We start from the raw sequence: 21,011 nt of genomic DNA, 5'->3' as shown, positions 1-21,011 counted from the left end.
CGCCGGGGCGGCATCGCTGCACAGGCCATTAGGCTTACCGGCTGTGACCACCGCGCGCCTGCCCCTCTTCCCGCTGAACTCGGTGCTGTTCCCTGGGCTCGTCCTGCCCCTGAACGTCTTCGAACAGCGGTACCGCGCGCTGATGCGCGACCTGTCGGCGCTCCCCGAGGAGGAACCCCGCCGGTTCGGCGTCGTCGCCATCCGCGACGGCAGCGAGGTCGCGCCCACGGCGCCCGGGCTGCCCGAGGGCGCCCGCCCCGAGCCCGGCCCCGCCTCCGGCTTCGGCCCCGACCCCCGCAAGGCGTTCCACGCCGTGGGCTGCGTGGCCGAGGCGGCGACGATCCGCGAGCGCTCCGACGGCACGTACGAGGTCCTCGCCACCGGCACCACCCGCTTCCGCCTGCTGTCCGTCGACGCCTCCGGCCCCTACCTCACGGGCGAGGTCGAGGACATCGAGGAGGAGCAGGGCGAAGGGGCGGGCGCGCTCGCCTCCGGGGTCGTCCGCGCCTTCCGCGCCTACCAGAAGCGGCTCGCGGGAGCCACCGAGCGCACACTCGCCGGGCAGAGCGACCTGCCGGGCGAGCCGTCCGTCCTCTCCTACCTGGTCGCCGCCGCGGCGATGCTCGACACCCCCGCCAAGCAGCGGCTCCTGGAGACGCCGGACACGGCCACGCGGCTCGCGCGCGAGCTGAAACTGCTGCGCACCGAGACCGCGGTGATCGGTAAGCTCCCCTCGCTGCCGGCCGTCGACTTCACCCGGCGGCCCACGAACCCCAACTGACCCGACGGGACGGACCCTTGGCACGCAAGGCCGGCAAACAGCAGGCGGGCTCGACCCCGGCGATCGTCGCCCTGGAGAAGGCCGGAGCCGCCTTCTCCGTGCACTCCTACGCCCACGACCCGGCGGCCCCGTCCTACGGCGAGGAGGCCGCGGAGGCGCTCGGGCGCGATCCCGCGCAGGTCTTCAAGACGCTCGTCGCCGAGGTCGACGGCGCCCTGACCGTGGCCGTCGTGCCCGTCTCCGGCTCGCTCGACCTCAAGGCGCTCGCGGCGGCGGTCGGCGGCAAGCGGGCGGCCATGGCCGACCCGGCGGCCGCCGAGCGCACCACGGGGTACGTACGGGGTGGCATCTCCCCGCTCGGGCAGCGCCGGCGCCTGCCGACCGCGCTGGACGCCTCCGCACGCTCCCACGCCACCATCTGCGTCTCGGCCGGGCGGCGCGGCCTGGAGGTCGAACTCTCCCCCGCCGACCTGGCCGCCCTCACGGACGCGGTGATCGCGCCTATCGCCCGCGCGTGACCCTTCGGGTGCCGGAGGTCTGGACGGCCGCCCCTCCCTCGACTACGACCTTCAGGAGCGGGCCGCCGCGCGTGCGGCCCGCGCCCCGGGAGGGACGCCCATGTCGAAGCGCACCCGCAAGCGCCGCTGGCGCCTGAAGAAGAACCGTGCCAACCACGGCCGCAGGCCGGCGTAGCCGCAGGCCTTCTCCGCCGCGGCGGCACGCAGCCACTACGGACGAACCCGGCGGTGCCGGACCGGGCGCCGGGCCGGGCCCGGCCCGGTGCCGCGGGCATCTGCGGATTCCGCCGGACTCTCGCCATCGTGGCTACTCGCCGTCGCGGCGGGGAGGGTGTACCCGGGCTGCGCCTTTGCCCGGTGCTTCCGCCCCGGCGGGCGTGGGTTGCCGAAGCCAGTCCTCTTGCTCCGCCGCCGCGGCGCGCAACCACTGCGGACCAATCCGGCGGTGCCGGACCGGGCGCCGGGCCGGGGCCCGGCCCGGTGCCGCGGGCATCTGCGGATTCCGCCGGACCCTCGCCATCGTGGCTACTCGCCGTCGCGGCGGGGAGGGTGTACCCGGGCTGCACCTTTGCCCGGTGCTTCCGCCCCGGCGGTGCCGGGCCAGGCGTCAGGCCGAGGGGTCCGGGTCCGCCGGGACGGGCCAGTGCGGGTCCGGGTCCGGGTCCCGGGGGCCGAAGAGAGCCGTCAGGAGCAGGTGCACCGCCAACGCCGCCAGCGGCCACGCCAGCAGCGCGCCCTTGGCGGCGAGCTTCAGCGGGGCGTCGAAGACGACGCCGCGCCCCGCCGCTCGGGCCGCCGCCACCACGTCCGTCGTCGGGCCGAGCGCAGTGCCCACGCGCCAGGCGATCACCGAGGCGACCAGGGAGCCGGCGGCGAGGCCGGCGACCAGCGGCAGGCCCCCGCGGCGGCGGAGCAGGAAGACGACCGCGCCGCTCAGCGCGCCGAACCCGAGCGCCAGCAGCACGAACGTGCCGTCGGCGCCGATCGCCTGCTCCCCCTCGCTGTTCTTGAGGTAGACCGCCTTGCCGTCCGAGATCAGCGGCACGCGCGGCGCCAGCCACACCCACAGCAGCCCGAGCAGCACTCCGGCGACGGCCACCGCCGCGGCGACGACCGCGGCCTGCCGCGCCTCGGTGCGGAGCTCCTCCCGGTCGGCGGGGAGAACGGCGGGGCCGTCCCCGGCGGACTGCTCGTCGGCGGGCGGGTCGTGCGGCGTCAGCGGTGCGGTCACCCTGTCATCGTGCCAGGTCGGGGCCGCGGGACCCGCGGCAGGACGGTCCTGGCGCGTCACCGCACGGCCGCCCGGCGGTACGCCCAGGTCGCCGCGGCCAGCGAGACGACGCCGACGGCGGCGCACACGCCGAGGTCGGCCGCGACCACGGCCCAGTCGGGGCTCGCGTCGAAGCTGCGGGCCAGCGCCTCCACCCCGTACGTGGAGGGCAGCAGGTCACGGGCGTAGGCGATGGGCGCGGGCATGTGGGCGGCGGGCAGCACGCCCAGCAGCAGCGCGGCCGACATGCCCAGCTGCCCGCAGAGCGTGGCCAGCTCCTGCCGGGGGGCGAGCAGCCCGAGGGCCGCGCCGAGCCCGGCGAGGGCGGCGCCGGAGAGGGGGATCACCGCGGCGAGCACCCACAGGTGCCCCATCGGCAGGTCGAAGAGCACGCTGCCGACGACCGCGGTGACGGCCGTGCCGGGCACGGTGAAGGAGGCGTACGCGCCCGCCGCGCCGAGGACCACGGCCGCGGGCGGCACCGGCAGCGTCGCGTAGTGGTCGAGGCCGCCGCTCGCGCGCAGCTGCCCGAAGTACTGGGCGAGGAGGTTGAGGGCGACGAAGGCCACGACGAGCACGCTGGAGCCGGCCACGACGGCGCGCGCCTCGTCGCCGCCGTCCACCACGCCGCGCATCATGATCATGATGCCGACGGACTGGAACGTGGCCACGAAGAGCAGCGGGATCCGCGCCACCTTGGCGCGCGAGAGCTGCGCGCGGTACACGGCGGCCAGGGCCGGCAGCAGCTTCGCCCTGGGCGCGAGCGGGGCGGCCTCTTCGCCGCCGGACCGCGGCCGGGCGTCGCTCCCGGTCCGGACCGCCCCGGACACCGCCTCTGCGGATACAGCACTCACCCGGCACAGCTCCTGTTCGGTCGGGTCCGGTGACCCCGTCTCGCCGTCGCCCCCGTCACGCCTTCACCAGCCCGTCCGCGCGGCCGCCGAGCGCCAGGTACACGTCCTCCAGGCTCGGCGTGGTCAGCGTGAAGTCGTCGAGCGCGGCGAAGGCGGGCCCGCCGGTCACGGCGGCGACGGCCGCGCGCGCCTCGGCGGGGGCGAGCCGCAGCGTCCAGCGGCGCCCCGCGGCGTGAGCGGCGTCGCGCAGCGCGGCGACCTCGGGGACGTTCAGCGGGGCCTCGTCGCGCCAGACGAGCTCGACGCGGACCTCGTCGCCGACGAGCTCCTTCAGCCCCGCGGGGGTGTCGCAGGCGATGATGCGTCCGCGCTCCAGCACGGCGACGCGGTCGAGGACGGTCTCGGCCTCGATGACGTTGTGGGTGACGAGCAGGACGGTCGCCCCGCGCTCGGCGCGCCGCCGGTCGACGGCGGCCCAGACGGCGCGGCGGGCCACGGGGTCCATGCCGGCGGTGGGTTCGTCGAGGACGAGCACGGGCCGGTCGCCGACGAGCGCGGCGGCGAAGCAGGCCAGCCGGCGCTGGCCGCCGGAGAGCTTCTTCAGCGGGCGGCCGGCGAGGCCGGTGAGGCCCAGCTCCTCGAGGACGGCGTCGCGCTCGGCGCGGGCGGCGCGCAGGCCGAGGCCGCGCAGCCGGCCGGTGGTCTCGGCGGCGAGGGAGACCGTCAGCTCGTCGAGCGCGGTCGACTCCTGGCCGAGGTAGCCGACGAGCCGGGCGGCGCGCTCGGGGTGGCGCACGAGGTCGTGGCCGAGGAGTTCGACGCTGCCCTCGTCGGGCCGGAGCAGGCCGGTCAGCTGGCGCACCAGGGTGGACTTGCCGGCTCCGTTGGGGCCGAGCAGTCCGAAGATCTCGCCGCGCCGGACCTCCAGGTCGATGCCGTCGCTGGCGCGCACGGCCGCGGTGCCGGGCGCGCCGCGGCGGCCGCGCGCGGCGGGGTAGGTCTTGACCAGGCCGCGCACGGTGCACACCGTGGCGGCTGCCGCCGCCTCTTTCACGCCCGTCCTCACGAGCTATGAGGGTACGCGGTTGGGCTCGCGCCCCGGCCGTTGGGGCGCCCGAAGGCGGGGCGTGGTGCCGTCAGTCGCCCACCGGCGCCTTCTCCGCGGCCGTGCGCGCGTCGATTTCGCGCCAGAACCCGGCACGGATCGCATAGCGGTCGTGCTCGTCGATCTGGTCGTCCTTGTGGGCGAGGAGCCCGAACCGGGCGGCGTAGCGGAGCAGCTCGCCGTCGATGCGGTGCGGGATGCGCGGGTACTCCGTGGAGAGGTGCTGCAGGTGGACGGGGTCGGGGAGCCGTTCGGCCCAGCGCCGGGCGAAGACCTGGCCGACCTCGAAGGGGTCGCCGCCGACGGTGGTGATGTCCTCCTCGCGGTCCGCCCAGCGCTGCTCGGCGCTGGTGAGCTGGGCGAGCATCGGCAGGGAGGCGGTTTCGGGGGGCTCGCCGAGCCCGGTGCCGGTGCCGCGCTCGATCCAGCCTTTGTCGGAGGACCAGCGCAGGGTGGCGTTGGCGGCGAGGGCGCCGCCCTGGCCGCCGCCCTGGCCCGGCTGCCCGCCGGGGCCGGACTGGGCCGCGGCGGGCTGGCCGGCGGGGCCGCGGCCGAGGATGGCGAGGTCCTTGGGGGTGGGCACGCCCCGGGCGGCGGGGGCCTCCGGCGCGTCCTGCTCGTCGCGCTCGCCGTCGGTGCCGGGGGCCGCGGCGGGCCGGGAGCCGTTGCGCTCGGCGGGGACGGGCTCGGCCGCGCGGGGGGCCGGGGCCGCGCCCGCCGCGGCGGTCTCGGGGAGGGGGGCGGAGAGGATCGCGGCGATCTCGGGGCGGGGCGCGGGCTGCGGGGCGCAGGACCCGGTGAGCTCCTTGGCGCGGACGGCGCGGGTGATCCACGTGCGGTCGAGGACGCGGCGCTCGTCGGCCTCGGCGACGAGGTCCTCGGACTGGTTGTAGTCGCCGTCGGCGGCCTGGACGGCCCACAGGTGGACGGCGACGCCGTGCTCCTTGGCGGACATCAGGCCCGGGAGGAGGTCGCCGTCGCCGGTGACGAGCACGATGTCGGAGCAGGCGCGGTTGCGGGCGAGCTCGGTGAGCTCGGCGTGCATGGCGGCGTCGACGCCCTTCTGTGCCCAGCGGCCGTCGCTGCGGGTCAGGGCCCCCAGCCGGACGGTGACGCGGGGCATGACGCGCAGCCTGCGGTGCTCGGGCTGGGGCACCCGGTCGGGCGCGCCGTCGAACCAGTAGATCCTCAGCAGGGGCTGCTCGGTCTCGGCCTCGGCGCGCTCGCGCAACCCCTGGATGAGGATCGCGTGGTCGACGGAGATGCGGGACCGGGCGGGCTCGCCGGCCAGCAGGCTCGCGGCGGCGCCCAGCAGGTACCCGGCGTCCACCAGGACGACGCAGCGGTCCACGTTCCACCCTCTTTCTGTGCGTGCAGAAATTGCGGTCGCCCCCCGGCACGGCAAGCAGTGCCCCGGTTCTCCTCGGCTTTCCCTGGAGTCTGCCCGACCGTGCGGGGGTTATCAGTCCGAACTGGATCTTCGGCGTGGCGGATACGCCTTCCCGGCGGTAAGTGCACGGATCACGCACGGTAATTACCCGAAATGCGCCATTCGCCGGTGCGTGCGAGTGTGTTCGGCGGGGGGACACCCCGAGTGGAGGCTGAGCATGGCGAAGAACAGGAAGCAGGACAGGAGCCAGCAGCGGGGCAGCGCCGCCGAGCGCGGGCAGCAGCAGGCCAAGAGCTCCTCGATCGAGTCCCAGAGCGAGCAGCGGGCCACGCAGGTCACCCCGGGCGACATGGCCCGCAAGAGCAAGCAGAAGCGCTTCGGGCACAACTGACCGGTGCCCGGACGGCATCCGGCCGATAAACGACGGCGCCCGGCAGCGCTTTGATGCAGCGAGGGGCGCGCCCGGAGAGTCCGGGCGCGCCCCTCGTGCGCGGGTAGCGGGTCCGGCCGGTGCTCAGCCGGCCAGGCAGGACGGTCCGAGCAGCTGCTTCAGATCGCCGAAGAGCGCCGGGTCGGGGGTGACCCGGTGCCGGTCCAGGCGCAGGACGGTGGTCTTCCGCGGGCCCTGGAGTTTGATCCGCACCTCGGTGGAGCCGCGGTGGTGGGTGAGGACCTGGCCGAGCCGCTCGACCATCGGCGGGGTGACCTTCACCGTGGGGATGGTGATGATCACGGGGGCGTTGGTGCCCGCGTTCGACAGGTCGGGGACCATCAGCTCCATAGCCACCAGGCGGGGGATGTCCTCGCGCTTGTCGAGACGGCCCTTGACGAAGACGACGGCGTCCTCGACGAGCTGGGTGGAGACCAGCTGGTAGGTGGCGGGGAAGAACATGCAGTCGATGGATCCGGCCAGATCCTCGACGCTGGCGATGGCCCAGGCGTTGCCCTGCTTGGTCATCTTGCGCTGCAGGCCGGAGATGATGCCGCCGATGGTGACGATCGCGCCGTCGGCGTGCTCACCGCCGGTGAGCTGGGAGATCCCGGCGTCCGCCTTGTCGTTGAGGACGTGCTCGATGCCGAAGAGCGGGTGGTCGGAGACGTAGAGGCCGAGCATCTCGCGCTCCTGCGCGAGCAGGTAGGCCTTCTCCCACTCGACGTCGGAGAACTCCACGTCCAGCCCGAAGCCGGGGCCGTCGTCGCCGGTGTCGTCGCCCATGCCGCCGAAGAGGTCGAACTGTCCCTCGGCCTCCTTGCGCTTGACCTGGACCACGTTGTCGATCATCGGTTCGTAGTGCGCGGTGAGGCCCTTGCGGGTGTGGCCCATCTCGTCGAAGGCGCCGGCCTTGATCAGCGATTCGACGGTGCGCTTGTTGCAGACGACGGCCTCGACCTTGTCGAGGAAGTCGGGGAAGGAGGCGTACTTCCCCTTGGCCTTGCGGCAGCGGATGATCGAGTCGACCACGTTCTGTCCGACGTTGCGGACGGCGGTGAGACCGAAGAGGATCACGTCGTCGCCCTGGGCGGCGAAGTTGGCCTCGGACTCGTTGACGTTCGGCGGGAGCACCTTGATGCCCATGCGCCGGCACTCGTTCAGATAGATCGCCGACTTGTCCTTGTCGTCGCGCACCGAGGTGAGCAGCGCGGACATGTACTCGGCGGGGTAGTTCGCCTTGAGGTAGGCGGTCCAGTACGAGACGAGACCGTACGCGGCGGAGTGGGCCTTGTTGAAGGCGTAGCCGGCGAAGGGCACCAGCACGTCCCACAGGGCCTGGATGGCCTCGTCGGAGAAGCCCTTCTTCTGCGCGCCCTCCTTGAAGAAGACGAAGTTCTTCGCCAGCTCGTCGGGCTTCTTCTTGCCCATGACGCGGCGGAGGATGTCGGCCTCGCCGAGCGAGTACCCGGCGACGATCTGCGCGGCCTTCTGCACCTGCTCCTGGTAGACGATCAGACCGTAGGTGACGCCGAGAACCTCTTCGAGGGGCTCCTTCAGCTCCGGGTGGATCGGTGTGATCTCCTGCTGGCCGTTCTTGCGCAGCGCGTAGTTCGTGTGCGAGTTCATGCCCATCGGGCCCGGCCGGTACAGGGCGGACACGGCGGAGATGTCTTCGAAGTTGTCGGGCTTCATCAGCCGCAGCAGGGACCGCATGGGCCCGCCGTCGAACTGGAAGACGCCGAGGGTGTCGCCGCGCTGGAGCAGCTCGAAGGTCGTGGGGTCGTCGAGCGGGAGGGCCAGGAGGTCGATGTCGATCCCCTTGTTGGCCTTCACCATCTTGACGGCGTCGTCCATGATCGTGAGGTTGCGCAGGCCGAGGAAGTCCATCTTCAGCAGGCCGAGCGACTCGCAGCTCGGGTAGTCCCACTGGGTGATGGTGACGCCGTCGGTGTGCCGGACCCAGACCGGGACGTGGTCGGTGATCGTCTCGCTGGACATGATCACACCGGCCGCGTGCACGCCCATCTGCCGGACCAGGCCCTCGACGCCGCGCGCGGTGTCGATGACCTTCTTCACGTCCGGCTCGTTCTCGTACATCGAGCGGATCTCGCCGGCCTCGCTGTAGCGCGGGTGCTGCGGGTCGAGGATGCCGGAGAGGGGGATGCCCTTGCCGAGGACGTCCGCGGGCATCGCCTTGGTGAGGCGGTCGCCCATCGCGTACGGATAGCCGAGGACGCGGGCGGAGTCCTTGATCGCGTTCTTGGCCTTGATGGTGCCGTAGGTGCCGATCATGGCGACCTTGTCGGCGCCGTACTTCTCCGTGACGTACCGGATCACCTCGGCGCGCCGGCGCTCGTCGAAGTCGATGTCGACATCGGGCATGGAGATGCGCTCGGGGTTGAGGAACCGCTCGAAGATCAGGCCGTGCGGGATCGGGTCGAGGTCGGTGATGCCCATGGCGTACGCGACGATCGAGCCGGCCGCGGAGCCCCGGCCGGGGCCTACCGCGATGCCCTGGTTCTTCGCCCACATGATGAAGTCGGCGACCACGAGGAAGTAGCCCGGGAAGCCCATCGAGATGATCGTGTCCATCTCGTACTCGACCTGCTTCATGCGGTCCTCGGGGATGCCGCCGGGGAAGCGGCGGTGCATGCCCCGCATGGTCTCCTCGCGGAACCAGGTGACCTCGGTGTAGCCCTCGGGGATGTCGAACTTGGGCATCAGGTTCCGGAACTGGAACATGCCCTCGGTGTCGACCTGCTCCGCGACCAGGCGGGTGTTGGCGCAGCCCTCCTGCCAGGCGTCCGAGGAGTCGATGGCGTACATCTCCTCCGTGGACTTCAGGTAGTAGCCCGAGCCGTCGAAGCGGAAGCGGTCCGGGTCGGAGAGGTTCTTGCCGGTCTGGATGCACAGGAGGGCGTCGTGCGCCTCGGCCTCGTGCGCGTAGGTGTAGTGCGAGTCGTTGGTGACCAGGGGCGGGATGCCGAGCTTCTTGCCGATCTCCAGCAGGCCGTCGCGGACGCGGCGCTCGATCTCGATGCCGTGGTCCATCAGCTCCAGGAAGTACCGGTCCTTGCCGAAGATGTCCTGGTACTCGGAGGCGGACTTCAGGGCCTCGTCGAACTGGCCGAGGCGCAGCCGGGTCTGCAGCTCGCCGGAGGGGCAGCCGGTGGAGGCGATCAGGCCCTCGGACCACTGGCTGATGGTCTCCTTGTCCATGCGGGGCCACTTGGTCAGCCAGCCCTCGGCGTAGGCGTCGGAGGACAGCCGGAAGAGGTTGTGCAGGCCGGTGGCGTTCGCCGCCCAGATCGTCTTGTGGGTGTAACCACCCGAACCCGAGACGTCGTCCCGCTTCTGGTGCGGCTGGCCCCACTGGATCCTGCGCTTGTTGCGCCGGGACTCGGGGGCGACGTAGGCCTCGATGCCGATGATCGGGGTGATCCCGGCCTTCTGGGCGGAGTGGTAGAAGTCGTACGCGCCGTGCAGGTTGCCGTGGTCGGACATGGCGATGTGTGTCATGCCCATCTCATTGCAGGCATTGAACATGTCCTTGAGCCGCGCGGCACCGTCCAGCAGGGAGTACTGGGTGTGGACGTGCAGGTGCGTGAAGGGCGGCTTCGTGGCCACGGTGGGAGACCTCCGGCGGTGGTGGCTGCGGGTCGGGCGGGACAGTTTTGAAGGTTACCGGCCCCCACCGACAGCCGCGGGCACGCGCCGGTAGCCTCACGCGTTGAGCACCACAGCACTGATGTTCGTTCCATGCCCCACCCCAGGAGGACCCCGCGATGGCGACCGAGCACGACCGGGCCGCGCAGCGCGGCGAGGAGATCCTCGCCGTTTTCGACACCGCCTTCGGCGAGCTGCTCGCGGCCGATCCCGCCGCCTTCCGGGTGAAGTTCCGGAAGATGGCGGCCTCCGCCTTCGCCTTCTACCGGGGCACGGCCTGCCTCTTCTACCGGGACCTGGCCGCGCAGGCCCCCGAGGGCGCCGCCGGGCCGTACCTGGACGAGCGCACCAGCCGGGTGTGGATCCACGGCGACCTGCACGCCGAGAACTTCGGCACGTACATGGACGCGGGCGGCCGCCTGGTCTTCAACGTCAACGACTTCGACGAGGCCTACGTCGGCCCCTTCACCTGGGACCTCAAGCGCTTCGCCGCCTCCGTCGCCCTGATCGGCTACACCAAGGCCCTCAGCGACGAGATGATCACCGAGCTGGTGCGGACCTACGCCGCCGCCTACCGCGAGCGCATCCACGCCCTGGCCACCGGCGCCGCGGAGGACGGCCACACGCCCTTCACCCTCGACACCGCCGACGGCCCCCTGCTCGGCGCCCTGCGCGAGGCCCGCTCGATGACGCGCTTCGGGCTGCTCGCCTCCATGACGGAGATCCGGGACTTCGACCGCCGCTTCGCCGCCGACGGCGGCGCCGTCGAGCTGGACGCGGCCACGCGCTACAAGATCCTCGCGGCCTTCGACGGCTATCTGGAGACCCTTCCGGACACGAGCCTCGCCCGCCCCGACTCCTACCGGGTCAAGGACGTCGTCGGCCGCCGCGGCATCGGGATCGGCAGCGCCGGCCTGCCCTCGTACAACATCCTCCTGGAGGGCAACAGCGACGCCCTGGAGAACGACGTCGTCATCTACATGAAGCAGGCGCAGACCCCGGCGGTCTCCCGGCACATCACCGACCGCGCCGTGCGCGACTACTTCCGGCACGAGGGCCACCGCACGGTGATCTCCCAGCGCGCGCTGCAGGCCCACGCCGACCCGTGGCTGGGCTGGACCGAGCTGAACGGCACCGGGCAGCTGGTGGCCGAGGTCTCGCCGTACGCGGTCGACCTGGACTGGTCGGACATCGACGACCCCGCCGAGATCGCGGCGGTCGTCGCCGACCTGGGCCGCGCCACGGCCGCCATGCACGCCGCGGCGGACGACCAGAGCGGCCACTCCCTGGTGCCCTTCTCCACCGAGCGGGCCATCGACGCCGTGATCGCCGCCGACGAGGAGGGCTTCGCGGAGCTCCTGACCGAATTCGCCCACTCCTACGGGGCCCGGGCCCGCGCGGACCACCAGATCTTCGTGGACCTCTTCCGCAACGGCCGCATCCCCGGCCTCTAGGACCGCCCGCGGGCCCGCCCTTAGTCACGGTTTACGGCGGGTCGTGCCAGACTCGTTCACCATGGACATATCGGCGGCACGGCTGCGGGCACTGCGCGCGGCGCTGTTCACAGCGCTGTGCGTGACGCTGTCCGCGGGCTCCCACGTGCTGCTGTCCGGCACCGGCCTGCCCCTGATGACGGTCGCGGTGACCGCGGCCGCCGTCTTCGCGCTCGCGTACGCCCTGGCGGGACGCGAGCGCGGCTTCGCGCGGATCGCCGCGCTGTTCGTCCCGCTGGAGCTGGCCTCCGACGCCCTCTTCTCCACCGGCCAGGAGAGCTGCTACGGCATGGGCGGGCACGCCGTGCCGGGCGCGCTGACCGCCCTGTGCGGCGGCGGCACGGTCGGCGGGCCCTTCGCCCCCGCGCCGGGCCCCGACACCGCCGCGTGGCTGCTGCTCGCCGCCCACGTCGCCGTCGGTCTCCTGGCCGCCGCATGGCTGCGGCTCGGCGAGGCGGCGCTGGTCCGGCTGCTCGGCGCGCTCGCCGCGGCCGCCCTGCGCCGCCTGCTGCCGGCGCTCGCCACGGCCACCGCGAGCGGGCGCCACCGCGCCGCGCCCGCGCGGGCCGCCGGCCCCGCCCGCGAGGCGCCGGCCCTCCCCCTCCTCGTGCACTCCGTCGTCCGCCGTGGACCCCCGCCCGGGCCCGTCCCCGCCTGAGCACACGCACCACGCAATACGCACCACGCACCACGCACGACCGAGCACGGAGAGCAAGACCATGAGCAAGCGCAACAACTGGGAGAACAAGCAGTCCGCACGCGAGCGGCTGCGCGCCGAGCGCGAGCGCCAGGCCAAGAAGGACAGGACGCGCCGTCAGCTCGTCGTCGGCGGAGCCGTCGCCGCGGTCCTGGCCGTCGGCGCGGGCATCGTCGTGGCCGTCTCCCAGCTGGGCAAGGACGGCAAGAGCGGCCTGAACGCGGCGTGGGAGGCCGCGTCCAAGAAGGAGCTCGTCAAGCCCGCCAACACGGGCGGCGACAAGGGCACCGAGGTCGTGATCGGCGACAGGAACGCCAAGCACACCCTGGACCTCTACCAGGACATGCGCTGCCCGATCTGCTCGGTCTTCGAGCAGAGCGTCGGCGGCACGATCGACAAGGACGTCAAGGACGGCAAGTACAAGGTCTCGTACCACGTCGCCACGTTCCTCGACCGCAACTTCGGCGGCAGCGGCTCCAAGAACGCCCTCAGCGCCCTGGGCGCCGCCCTCGACGTCAGCCCCGAGGCCTTCAGCGCCTACAACAAGGCCCTCTACTCCAAGGCCAACCACCCCGAGGAGACGAAGGACGAGTACGCGAAGGACGACGTCCTGCTGAAGGTCGCCAACGAGGTCCCGGCGCTCAAGGGCAACAAGGACTTCGAGAAGAACGTCAAGGACGGCACCTTCGACAAGTGGGCGCTGACGGTGTCCGACGAGTTCGACAAGGCCAAGGACGTCACCGGCACGCCGACCCTCAAGCTGAACGGCAAGAAGCTGACGGCGGAGGACGGCAAGAACGTCCCGATCACCCCCGAGCAGTACACCAAGGCCGTCGACGCGGCCCTGAAGTCCTGACGGCCGGTCCTCCCGTCCGGGTTCCCGCCCGGGTTTCCCTCCGGGTTCCCGTCCCCTCCGGCGGCGTTCAACGATGCCGAATCTTGACACGACACTTAACGTCTGCCGTGGCAGACTTCGGCCTCATGGAGGGGACGGGAGTTCGACTGAGGGCGCTGCGCGCAGCGCTCTTCACGGCGCTCTGTGTCACGCTGTCCGCCGCTTCGCACGTCCTGCTCTCCCGTACGCCCCTTCCCGCCGCCACGGTCGCCGTGCTGTCGGCGGTGTTCTTCGCCGTCGCCTACGCCCTCGCGGGCCGTGAGCGCGGCTTCGGGTCCATCGCCGCCCTGATGGTCTCCCTGGAGCTCACGGCGGACACCGTGTTCACGGTCGGCCAGCACGCCTGTTACGGGCGGGCCGGCGGCCCCGTCGCGGGCCCCCTGCACTCCCTGGGCCTCGACCTCGCCTGCCGCGGCGAGGTCGGCACCCCGCTGGCCCGCATGGCCGCCGAGGGCGACGCCGGGCCGGTCGCCGGCTCCGCGCTGCCCTGGCTGCTGCTCGCCGGCCACGTCGCGGTGGGCCTGCTGGCCGCCGCCTGGCTGCGCCGCGGCGAGGCGGCCCTGGCCCAGCTGCTGCGCACGGCCGCCGCCTTCGCCTTCGGCCCCCTGCTCCTGGCCTTCGCCTCCCCGGCGGCGCCCGCCGCCCCGGGCGCGCGCGTACGCCCCGCGCGCCGCACGCTCCGTGCGCGCGGCCTCCCCCTCCTCGTCCACTCCGTCGTACGGCGCGGACCGCCCCTCGCTCCGGCAGCTGCCTGAGCCCGGCGATCCCCCCATTCCCGTACGTCCACACCGGAGAAGACATCATGAGCAACCGCAACAGCCACCAGAACAAGCAGGCCGCGCGCGAGCGGCTGCGCGCCGAGCGCGAGCGCCAGGCACGCCGGGACAAGACGCGCCGTCAGCTCGTCGTCGCCGGCGCCATCGTCGTCGTCCTCGCGATAGCCGGCGGCGTCGGCTACGCCGTGACCAACATGAACGACAGCAAGGACGGCGCGAGCAGCTGGGCGGGCGACAAGACCCTGGTCAAGCCCGCCAACACCACCGGTGAGAACGGCAACGAGATCATCCTCGGCGACGCCAAGGCCAAGGAGACCCTCACGGTCTACGAGGACCCGCGCTGCCCGTCCTGCGCCGCCTTCGAGAACGAGTCCGGCGCCCAGCTGCGCCAGGACGTCAAGGACGGCCGCTACAAGGTCCGGTTCGTCATGGTGAACTTCATCGACGACCTGGCCAAGGGCACCGGCTCGAAGAACGCCGTCAGCGCCCTCGGCGCCGCGCTCAACGTCAGCCCGGACGCCTTCGTCGCGTACAAGGAAGCGCTCTACTCCCCGAAGAACCACCCCGACGAGCGCGACGACGCCTTCGCCAAGGACTCGCGGCTGATCGAGATCGCGCAGCAGGTCCCGGCCCTGAAGGGCAACAAGGACTTCGAGAAGGCCGTCAACGAGGGCACCTACGACAAGTGGGCCGTCGAGATGGGCACGCTGTTCGAGAAGAACAAGATCGGCGGCACTCCGGCCCTGCTCCACGGCGACAAGCAGCTGAAGGGCCCGAACGGCAACCCGCCGATGGCCAAGGAGTCCTTCATCGCGGCGATCGACAAGGAGTTCGGCCCGAAGAAGTAGTGACGGGGCGGTGAGGGGCGGACGAACTGTCAGGTTTCGTCCGCCCCGCGGCTTACCGGGCAGTAAGGTGATGGTCCGTGACCATTGACTCCTGCATATCGCGCCGCACCGCCGTCACGGCCGTGGCCGGCGCCGCGACCGTCGCACTCCTGCCGCTGGCCGCAGCCGCCCCGGCGCACGCCGCGGACCCGCCCGTCTTCCTGCACGGCGTCGCCTCGGGCGACCCGCTGCCCGACGGCGTCCTGCTGTGGACGCGCGTCACGCCCTCCCCCGAAGCCGTGCCCGGCTCCGGCCGCGGCGCGGACGTCGAGGTCGCCTGGGAGGTCGCCGAGGACGAGTCGTTCGGCAAGGTCGTCGCCCGCGGCACGGTCACCGCGACGGCCGCGAGCGACCACACCGTCAAGGCGGACGTCCGCGGCCTGCGCCCGGCCACCGGCTACTGGTACCGCTTCACCGCCGGCGGCGCGCACTCCCCCGCCGCCCGCACCCGTACGGCACCCGCGGCGGGTGCGGCCGTCGCCGGCATCCGCTTCGGCGTCGTCTCCTGCGCCAACTGGGAGTCCGGTCACTTCGCCGCCTACCGCCACCTCGCGGACCGCCGCGACCTGGACGCGGTCCTGCACCTGGGCGACTACATCTACGAGTACGCCTCGGGCATCTACCCGCCCGCGAAGCAGGTCGTCCGCCCGCACGCGCCGGCGCACGAGATCGTCACGCTCGCCGACTACCGCACCCGCCACGGCCGTTACAAGACGGACCCCGATCTGCAGGCCCTCCACCGGACCCACCCCTTCGTGGCCATCTGGGACGACCACGAGTTCGCCAACGACACCTGGACGGGCGGGGCCGAGAACCACACCCCCGGCGCCGAGGGCGAGTGGGCCGCGCGCATGGCGGCCGCCAAGCAGGCCTACTTCGAGTGGATGCCGGTGCGCCCGTCCACCGAGGGCACCACGTACCGCCGCCTGCGCTTCGGCAACCTCGCCGACCTGCACCTGCTGGACCTCAGATCCTTCCGGTCGCAGCAGGTCAAGTCGGGCAACGGCAAGGTCGACGACCCCGAGCGGACGATCACCGGGCGCGCCCAGCTCGACTGGCTGAAGGCCGGGCTCGCCTCCTCCGACACCACCTGGCGCCTCGTCGGCAACCCCGTGATGATCTCCCCGTTCGCCTTCGGCGCCCTGCCCGCCCACCTGCTGGAGCCGCTCGCCAAGCTGCTGGGCCTGCCCGCGGGCGGCATAGCCGCCAACACCGACCAGTGGGACGGCTACACCGACGACCGGCGCGAGCTCCTCGGCCACCTGAGCGACCGCGGGATCCGCAACACCGTCTTCCTGACCGGTGACATCCACATGGCCTGGGCCAACGACGTGCCCAAGAAGGCCGCCACGTACCCGCTGTCGCCGTCCGTCGCCACCGAGTTCGTCGTCACGTCGGTGAGCTCCGACAACCTGGACGACCTGCTGGGCGTGGCCCCGCACACCGTCTCGCTCGCCGCGGTCACCGCCATCAAGGCCGCCAACCGGCACGCGAAGTGGGTGGACATGGACTCCCACGGCTACGGGGTCCTCGACATCACCCCCGAGCAGGCGCAGATGGACTACTACGTCCTCTCCGACAAGACCGACCCCAAGGCCGCGACCGAGTGGAGCCGGTCGTACCGGACGCGCTCGGGCACACAGCAGATCGAGCGGGTGAAGGCGCCGGTACGGTGACCCGCGCCCGGCGCCGGGCGGCCGGCGCCGGCGCCTAGCCGCCGATCTCCTCCAGGAAGGCCAGCGCGACGCGCCAGGCCCTCTCCGCGGCCTCCTCGTCGTAGTCCGCGAGGTCCGGGTCGGTGAACAGGTGCCCTGCCCCGGGGTACCTGTGGACCTCCACGTCCGCGCCGGCCCGGCCCATGCGCAGGTACCAGGCGTTGAGCCAGTCGTGCGGCTCGAAGGGGTCCGGGTCGGCGACGTGCAGCTGGACGGGCAGCTCGTCCACGGCGGCGTCGTCGGCCAGGTCCGAGGTGCCGTGCAGGAGCAGCAGGCCGCGCGCCTTCTCGTCGCCCAGCGCCAGGTTCTGCGCGATCGAGCCGCCGAGCGAGAAGCCGGCATAGACCAGGCCCCGGTCCGACAGCGGCGCCACCGCGGTGACGGCGCGGCGCAGCAGCTCCTCGCGCCCGATCTCGTCCTTGACGGCCATGCCGTCCTCCACCGTGTCCGCGGTCCGGCCCTCGTAGAGGTCCGGTACGTGCACCTCGTGCCCGGCGGCGCGCAGGCGCTCGGCGGCGGCGTGCACGGCCGGCCTCAGGCCGTAGGCCGAATGAAAAAGGACAATCGTGGTAGAGGACGCCACTGGAGTCACTTCCTAACAGGTGGATCGCGTGCCTCCCATCGTGCCAGCTACGGTCGGGGTGAAGCGCCACCCGGTGAGTGCCCCGCCAGCTGCCGGCCGGAAGGAGCCGAGGTGTCCATGGAGGGCGTACTGCGTCCGCTGTCCGTCGTCGGCGGAGCGTTGATCGTCACCCTGGCCGTGGGGTGGGCGGCCGACCACGTCCTGCGCAGAATCGACGTGCGGCACCCCGAGACGCCCCTGTGGGACCTGCTGCGCCGGTGCCGGATCCCCCTCCAGGTCGTCCTGTGCACGGCGCTGCTGCGTGGCAGCTACCGCTCGGCCGGCATCCTGCCGGACCACGAGGAGGTGGTCGGCCAGGTCCTGACGCTCGTGCTGATCGGCGCCTGCGCGTGGCTGGTGGTACGGGTCGCCGTCGCCATAGTGGAGGCCGCCTACGCGCGCTACGCCGCGCGCGCCGAGGACGCGGCCCGGGTGCGCCGGGTACGGACCCAGGTGACACTCATCCGGCGGATCGTCACGGCCGTCGTGTGCGTGGTCGCGGTGGCGTCGATGCTGCTGACCTTCCCGACCATGCGGGCCGCCGGGGTGTCCGTGCTGGCCTCGGCCGGTCTGCTCGGCATCGTCGCCGGTGTGGCGGCGCAGTCCACGCTCGCCAACCTCTTCGCCGGGCTGCAGATCGCCTTCGGCGACGTGGTGCGCATCGGGGACACGGTCGTCGTGGACGGCGAGTGGGGCCGGGTGGAGGAGATCACGCTCACCTATCTGGTGGTGACCACCTGGGACGAACGGCGCATCACCATGCCGGTGTCGTACTTCACCAGCCGTCCCTTCGAGAACTGGTCCCGCAGCAACCCCCGGATGACCGGAACGGTCTTCTTCCACCTGGACCACTCCACGCCCATAGACCTCATGCGGGAGCAGTTGCACGGGATCCTCAAGGGCCTGCCGGAGTGGGACGGGCGGTCCTGGAGCCTGGTGATCACCGACACGACCCCGACGACGATCCAGGTGCGGGCGCTGGTGACGGCGAAGGACGCCGACGACATCTGGACGCTGCGGTGCGTGGTGCGGGAGCAGCTGATCGAGTGGCTGCGGCGGGAACACCCGTACGCACTGCCGCGCATCAACACGGCACCGGCCCCGGGCCTGGAAGAGGCCCCGGACCGCCGCCAGGCCCCACCGACATCGGAGGACATCGGCCCGGGCCCCGGCACGACGTAGGCTCCGCCCGGGTTCCGATGACGTCCGGGGTCCCGCCCGGCGCGGAACGGCCGGACCTCGGCCTCGCGGCCGCCGGTGGCACGGGCCGGTCCGGCACCGCCGCCGGCCTGTCGGCTTGCCGGGCCTGTCGGCCTGTCGGCCACCAGGTCGTACGGCCGGTTCGGCACCGCCGGAGGGCGCCGTCGTGGCGGATCGCCGTTGCGGCGGAGTTTCTTGCCTGGCGGCAAGACAGCAGGGTGGGCCGGGAACAAGCCGGCGGCCCGGGAGCGCCCGCCCCGGGCAAGTGAACCGCCGCCGGGCAGCAAATCCCGCCGCAGCGGCGATCAGCCACCACGGCGTCGCCCGGCGGTGCCGGGCCGGGCCCCGGCCGCGGGGCGTGTGGCCTCCGGCGGACAGCCGCCCCGGGGTCTCCCTCCCGGGCAAAGGAACCACCGCCGGGCAGGAAGGACCCGCCGCAGCGCCCGGCCACCGCGGCACAGCCCGGCGGTGGCCGGGCGCGGCCCGGTCGCCCCGGACGCCCCGGTCGTGGGGCGCCGCGGCGTCAGCCTCCCCGGAGGCTGCGGACGTCCAGGTGGCGGAGGACCCGGTCCACCACCTCCGGGTCCGCGCCCGGTTCGCTGCGGGCCGCCAGGACCTCGCGGCGGGCGGCCGAGAGCATCTCGGCCTGGATGCGCTGGGTCGCCCGGATCCTTTCCACCCGCTGCGCGTGCGCCTCGCGCCGTTCCTCGTCGACCATGTCGGGGCTGATGCGGGCGCCGACGTCGTACGCGCGCCGCGTGAGCTGCTCGACCATGTCGTCGGGGAGTTCCTCGGTCTCCTGGATCTCCTTCAGCCGCCGCTTGGCGGCCTTCGCCGCGCGGACGGCGAGGCGGCGGGCGAGCTCCCGCTCGGCGTCGGAGTCGGACTGCACGCCGAGCCGCCGCACGAGCCACGGCAGGGTGAGGCCCTGCAGGACGAGCGTGGCGAGGATGACGGCGAAGGCGACGAAGACGATCTCGTCGCGGGCGGGGAAGGGCGTCCTGTCGTCCTGGGCGTGCGGGATGGCGAGGGCGAGCGCGACGGAGGCGACGCCGCGCATCCCGGACCACCACATCACGACCGTCTCGCGCCAGCTGAGGGGGACGTCCTCGTCGATGTCCCGCCGGCTGTGCAGCTGTTTGGCCAGCCACGCGGCGGGCAGCAGCCACAGCAGCCGTACGCCGACGACGACCGCGACGACGACGGCGCCGATGCCCAGCATCTCGCTCCACCGGCCGGAGGCGGTCCGCAGGACGTGGTGGAGTTCGAGGCCGATGAGGCCGAAGGCGACGCCGGTGACGAGGGTGTCGACGACCTCCCAGAAGGAGTGCCGGGCGAGCCGGCCGAGCACGTCGTCGGCGTCACCGGCGTACTCGGCGAGGAAGAGCCCGGTGACGAGCACGGCGAGCACGCCGGAGCCCTTGAACTCCTCGGCGAGGACGTAGGAGACGAAGGGGACGAGCAGGGTGAGGCCGATCTGGAGGGTCGCGTCCCCGAGGACGTCCATGAGCTTCTTCGTCGCCCAGCCGAGCGCGAGCCCGACGACGAGGGCGACCACGGCGGACAGCACGAACTCCCCCGCGGCCTTCGGCGCGGAGAAGCTGCCGCTGACGGCCGCCGCGATGGCCACGTGGTAGAGCACGATGGCCGTCACGTCGTTGAAGAGCCCCTCGCCCTCCAGGATGGAGACCAGGCGGCGCGGCAGCCCGAGCGAGCCCGCGACGGCCGTCGCGGCCACCGGGTCGGGCGGGGCGACGAGGGCGCCGAGGGCGACGGCCGCGGCGAGGGAGATGCCGGGCACGATGGCGTCGGCGACGGCGGCCACGGCCGCGGTCGTCACGAACACCAGGGCGACCGCGAGCAGCAGGATGGGCCGGACGTTGGCCTGGAACTGCCGCCAGGACGTGCGCTGCACGGACGCGTAGAGCAGGGGCGGCAGCACCAGCGGGAGGATGAACTCCGGCGGCATCTCCACGTTGGGCACGAAGGGCAGCAGCGCGAGGACGATGCCGCCCAGCGTCATGAGGACGGGGGCCGGCAGGCGCAGCCGGTCCGCGACCGGCACCATGACCAGCGACCCGATGAGCAGCACGAACAGCAGGGCGAGCTGGTCCACGGACGTCCTCCGGGCGGGATCGGGCAGTCGATCGTTTTTCCAGCCTGCCACGAACCGGATGAACCCGGATCTTCCGGAGATTCCGGACGGAGTCAGCGTGTGCTGGTCACAGCGCCTTCGTCATCGCGCGGTGCGGTATGCCGCTGCCCTCGTCGAACTCGGGCCCGTGGGCCGCGTAGCCGAGCCGCTCGTAGAAGCCGAGGGCGTGCGTCTGGGCCTCCAGGTAGACCCGCGCCAGGCCCAGCCGGCGGGCCTCCGCCTCGACGGCCAGGACGAGCTCGGCGCCCAGGCCCGTGCCGCGCGCGGCACGGGAGACGGCGAGCCGGCCGAGGACGGCCGTGACGTCGTCCTCGACGCCCGCGTGGCCGTACTTCTTGCGGGCCGGGGCGCCGTGCAGGAAGCGGACCGTGCCGGCGGGGCCGGCCGGACCGGTGGCCAGGAGGTGGACGGCGTGGACGTCGTACGCGTCCATCTCCTCGGCCTCGGGGATGCGCTGCTCGCCGACGAAGACCTCGCGGCGCACCGCGTGGCAGCCGGGCAGCCCGTCGGGCCCGACGACGCGGACCGTGATCCCCTGCGCGGCGCCCACGGTG

19 protein-coding genes are annotated in these 21,011 nt (G+C 72.9%); 11 read left to right on the top strand and 8 right to left on the bottom strand.

All coding sequences use genetic code 11. The features are described 5' to 3' along the window. The first annotated feature begins 43 nt into the window (after window positions 1-43). The 3 genes from ACFPP6_RS17525 to ACFPP6_RS36660 all read left to right on the top strand — a co-directional run bounded on the left by ACFPP6_RS17525 (window position 44) and on the right by ACFPP6_RS36660 (window position 1,474). Window positions 44-781: an LON peptidase substrate-binding domain-containing protein gene (locus ACFPP6_RS17525; RefSeq protein WP_179080510.1), complete on the top strand. Its 738-nt coding sequence runs from the start codon at window positions 44-46 to the stop codon at window positions 779-781. A gap of 17 nt (window positions 782-798) precedes the next feature. Continuing rightward, window positions 799-1,299 (top strand): Cys-tRNA(Pro) deacylase, encoded by a 501-nt coding sequence (ybaK, locus tag ACFPP6_RS17520; RefSeq protein ID WP_382042811.1) that lies wholly within the window; start codon window positions 799-801, stop codon window positions 1,297-1,299. 100 nt (window positions 1,300-1,399) lie between these two features. Next, on the top strand, window positions 1,400-1,474 hold the full coding sequence (locus ACFPP6_RS36660; RefSeq protein WP_430542707.1) for a 50S ribosomal protein bL37: 75 nt from the start codon (window positions 1,400-1,402) through the stop codon (window positions 1,472-1,474). 432 nt (window positions 1,475-1,906) lie between these two features. On the opposite strand, the gene ACFPP6_RS17515 is transcribed toward ACFPP6_RS36660, so the two are convergent. From ACFPP6_RS17515 to ACFPP6_RS17500, 4 genes are all read right to left on the bottom strand, one after another. Beyond that, a complete protein-coding gene (locus ACFPP6_RS17515; protein ID WP_382042809.1) occupies window positions 1,907-2,530 on the bottom strand; it encodes an ABC transporter permease in 624 nt (207 codons plus the stop codon). A 56-nt stretch (window positions 2,531-2,586) separates the two neighbouring features. Next, window positions 2,587-3,423, bottom strand: a complete 837-nt coding sequence (locus tag ACFPP6_RS17510; protein WP_382042806.1) for an ABC transporter permease — start codon at window positions 3,421-3,423, stop codon at window positions 2,587-2,589. A 55-nt stretch (window positions 3,424-3,478) separates the two neighbouring features. Next, window positions 3,479-4,450 (bottom strand): ABC transporter ATP-binding protein, encoded by a 972-nt coding sequence (locus ACFPP6_RS17505; protein WP_382043292.1) that lies wholly within the window; start codon window positions 4,448-4,450, stop codon window positions 3,479-3,481. Window positions 4,451-4,559: 109 nt separating this feature from the next. Continuing rightward, entirely contained in the window at window positions 4,560-5,879 is a 1,320-nt protein-coding gene (locus ACFPP6_RS17500) for an NYN domain-containing protein (RefSeq protein ID WP_382042804.1), read from the bottom strand. 256 nt (window positions 5,880-6,135) lie between these two features. On the opposite strand from ACFPP6_RS17500, the gene ACFPP6_RS17495 reads away from it, so the two are divergent. Beyond that, on the top strand, window positions 6,136-6,309 hold the full coding sequence (locus tag ACFPP6_RS17495) for a hypothetical protein (RefSeq protein WP_168096632.1): 174 nt from the start codon (window positions 6,136-6,138) through the stop codon (window positions 6,307-6,309). 123 nt (window positions 6,310-6,432) lie between these two features. On the opposite strand, the gene dnaE is transcribed toward ACFPP6_RS17495, so the two are convergent. Next, entirely contained in the window at window positions 6,433-9,978 is a 3,546-nt protein-coding gene (gene dnaE, locus ACFPP6_RS17490; protein WP_382042801.1) for a DNA polymerase III subunit alpha, read from the bottom strand. Between the two features lie 158 nt (window positions 9,979-10,136). Here dnaE and ACFPP6_RS17485 point away from each other — a divergent pair, with 158 nt between their 5' ends. The 6 genes from ACFPP6_RS17485 to ACFPP6_RS17460 all read left to right on the top strand — a co-directional run bounded on the left by ACFPP6_RS17485 (window position 10,137) and on the right by ACFPP6_RS17460 (window position 16,441). Then, the gene (locus ACFPP6_RS17485; protein ID WP_382042798.1) at window positions 10,137-11,471 is read left to right on the top strand and encodes a DUF2252 domain-containing protein; all 1,335 of its coding nucleotides are present in this window, start codon (window positions 10,137-10,139) and stop codon (window positions 11,469-11,471) included. A 61-nt stretch (window positions 11,472-11,532) separates the two neighbouring features. After that, window positions 11,533-12,168 carry a hypothetical protein gene (locus tag ACFPP6_RS17480; protein ID WP_382043289.1) on the top strand — a complete coding sequence of 212 codons (636 nt, stop codon included), beginning with the start codon at window positions 11,533-11,535 and terminating at the stop codon, window positions 12,166-12,168. A gap of 61 nt (window positions 12,169-12,229) precedes the next feature. Next, entirely contained in the window at window positions 12,230-13,063 is an 834-nt protein-coding gene (locus tag ACFPP6_RS17475) for a thioredoxin domain-containing protein (protein ID WP_382042795.1), read from the top strand. Between the two features lie 125 nt (window positions 13,064-13,188). Further along, the gene (locus tag ACFPP6_RS17470) at window positions 13,189-13,857 is read left to right on the top strand and encodes a hypothetical protein (protein WP_382043286.1); all 669 of its coding nucleotides are present in this window, start codon (window positions 13,189-13,191) and stop codon (window positions 13,855-13,857) included. Between the two features lie 47 nt (window positions 13,858-13,904). Then, complete coding sequence (locus ACFPP6_RS17465) at window positions 13,905-14,726, top strand: thioredoxin domain-containing protein (protein WP_382042793.1); 822 nt, start codon at window positions 13,905-13,907, stop codon at window positions 14,724-14,726. Window positions 14,727-14,803: 77 nt separating this feature from the next. Next, entirely contained in the window at window positions 14,804-16,441 is a 1,638-nt protein-coding gene (locus tag ACFPP6_RS17460; RefSeq protein ID WP_382042790.1) for an alkaline phosphatase D family protein, read from the top strand. Between the two features lie 34 nt (window positions 16,442-16,475). Here the strand turns inward: ACFPP6_RS17460 and ACFPP6_RS17455 are convergent, their stop codons facing one another. Next, a complete protein-coding gene (locus tag ACFPP6_RS17455; protein WP_382042788.1) occupies window positions 16,476-17,063 on the bottom strand; it encodes a dienelactone hydrolase family protein in 588 nt (195 codons plus the stop codon). 117 nt (window positions 17,064-17,180) lie between these two features. Here ACFPP6_RS17455 and ACFPP6_RS17450 point away from each other — a divergent pair, with 117 nt between their 5' ends. Continuing rightward, window positions 17,181-18,284 (top strand): mechanosensitive ion channel family protein, encoded by a 1,104-nt coding sequence (locus ACFPP6_RS17450; protein ID WP_382042785.1) that lies wholly within the window; start codon window positions 17,181-17,183, stop codon window positions 18,282-18,284. Between the two features lie 541 nt (window positions 18,285-18,825). Here the strand turns inward: ACFPP6_RS17450 and ACFPP6_RS17445 are convergent. Both ACFPP6_RS17445 and ACFPP6_RS17440 read right to left on the bottom strand, forming a co-directional pair. After that, complete coding sequence (locus ACFPP6_RS17445; protein WP_382042783.1) at window positions 18,826-20,418, bottom strand: Na+/H+ antiporter; 1,593 nt, start codon at window positions 20,416-20,418, stop codon at window positions 18,826-18,828. A gap of 106 nt (window positions 20,419-20,524) precedes the next feature. Next, on the bottom strand, window positions 20,525-21,007 hold the full coding sequence (locus tag ACFPP6_RS17440; RefSeq protein ID WP_382042782.1) for a GNAT family N-acetyltransferase: 483 nt from the start codon (window positions 21,005-21,007) through the stop codon (window positions 20,525-20,527). Between the last annotated feature and the right edge of the window lie 4 nt (window positions 21,008-21,011).

Source organism: Streptomyces aureoversilis (genome assembly GCF_042657885.1).
Taxonomy (GTDB): domain Bacteria; phylum Actinomycetota; class Actinomycetes; order Streptomycetales; family Streptomycetaceae; genus Streptomyces; species Streptomyces aureoversilis.
This window is presented reverse-complemented; position numbering and strand designations above follow the sequence as displayed.

Bases quoted from the DNA above. Each gene is read 5' to 3' on its own strand.
- ACFPP6_RS17465 (WP_382042793.1), top strand. From the start codon at position 13,905: ATGAGCAACCGCAACAGCCACCAGAACAAGCAGGCCGCGCGCGAGCGG.
- ACFPP6_RS17485 (WP_382042798.1), top strand. From the start codon at position 10,137: ATGGCGACCGAGCACGACCGGGCCGCGCAGCGCGGCGAGGAGATCCTC.
- ACFPP6_RS17450 (WP_382042785.1), top strand. From the start codon at position 17,181: ATGGAGGGCGTACTGCGTCCGCTGTCCGTCGTCGGCGGAGCGTTGATC.
- ACFPP6_RS17495 (WP_168096632.1), top strand. From the start codon at position 6,136: ATGGCGAAGAACAGGAAGCAGGACAGGAGCCAGCAGCGGGGCAGCGCC.
- ACFPP6_RS17480 (WP_382043289.1), top strand. From the start codon at position 11,533: ATGGACATATCGGCGGCACGGCTGCGGGCACTGCGCGCGGCGCTGTTC.
- ACFPP6_RS17475 (WP_382042795.1), top strand. From the start codon at position 12,230: ATGAGCAAGCGCAACAACTGGGAGAACAAGCAGTCCGCACGCGAGCGG.
- ACFPP6_RS17470 (WP_382043286.1), top strand. From the start codon at position 13,189: ATGGAGGGGACGGGAGTTCGACTGAGGGCGCTGCGCGCAGCGCTCTTC.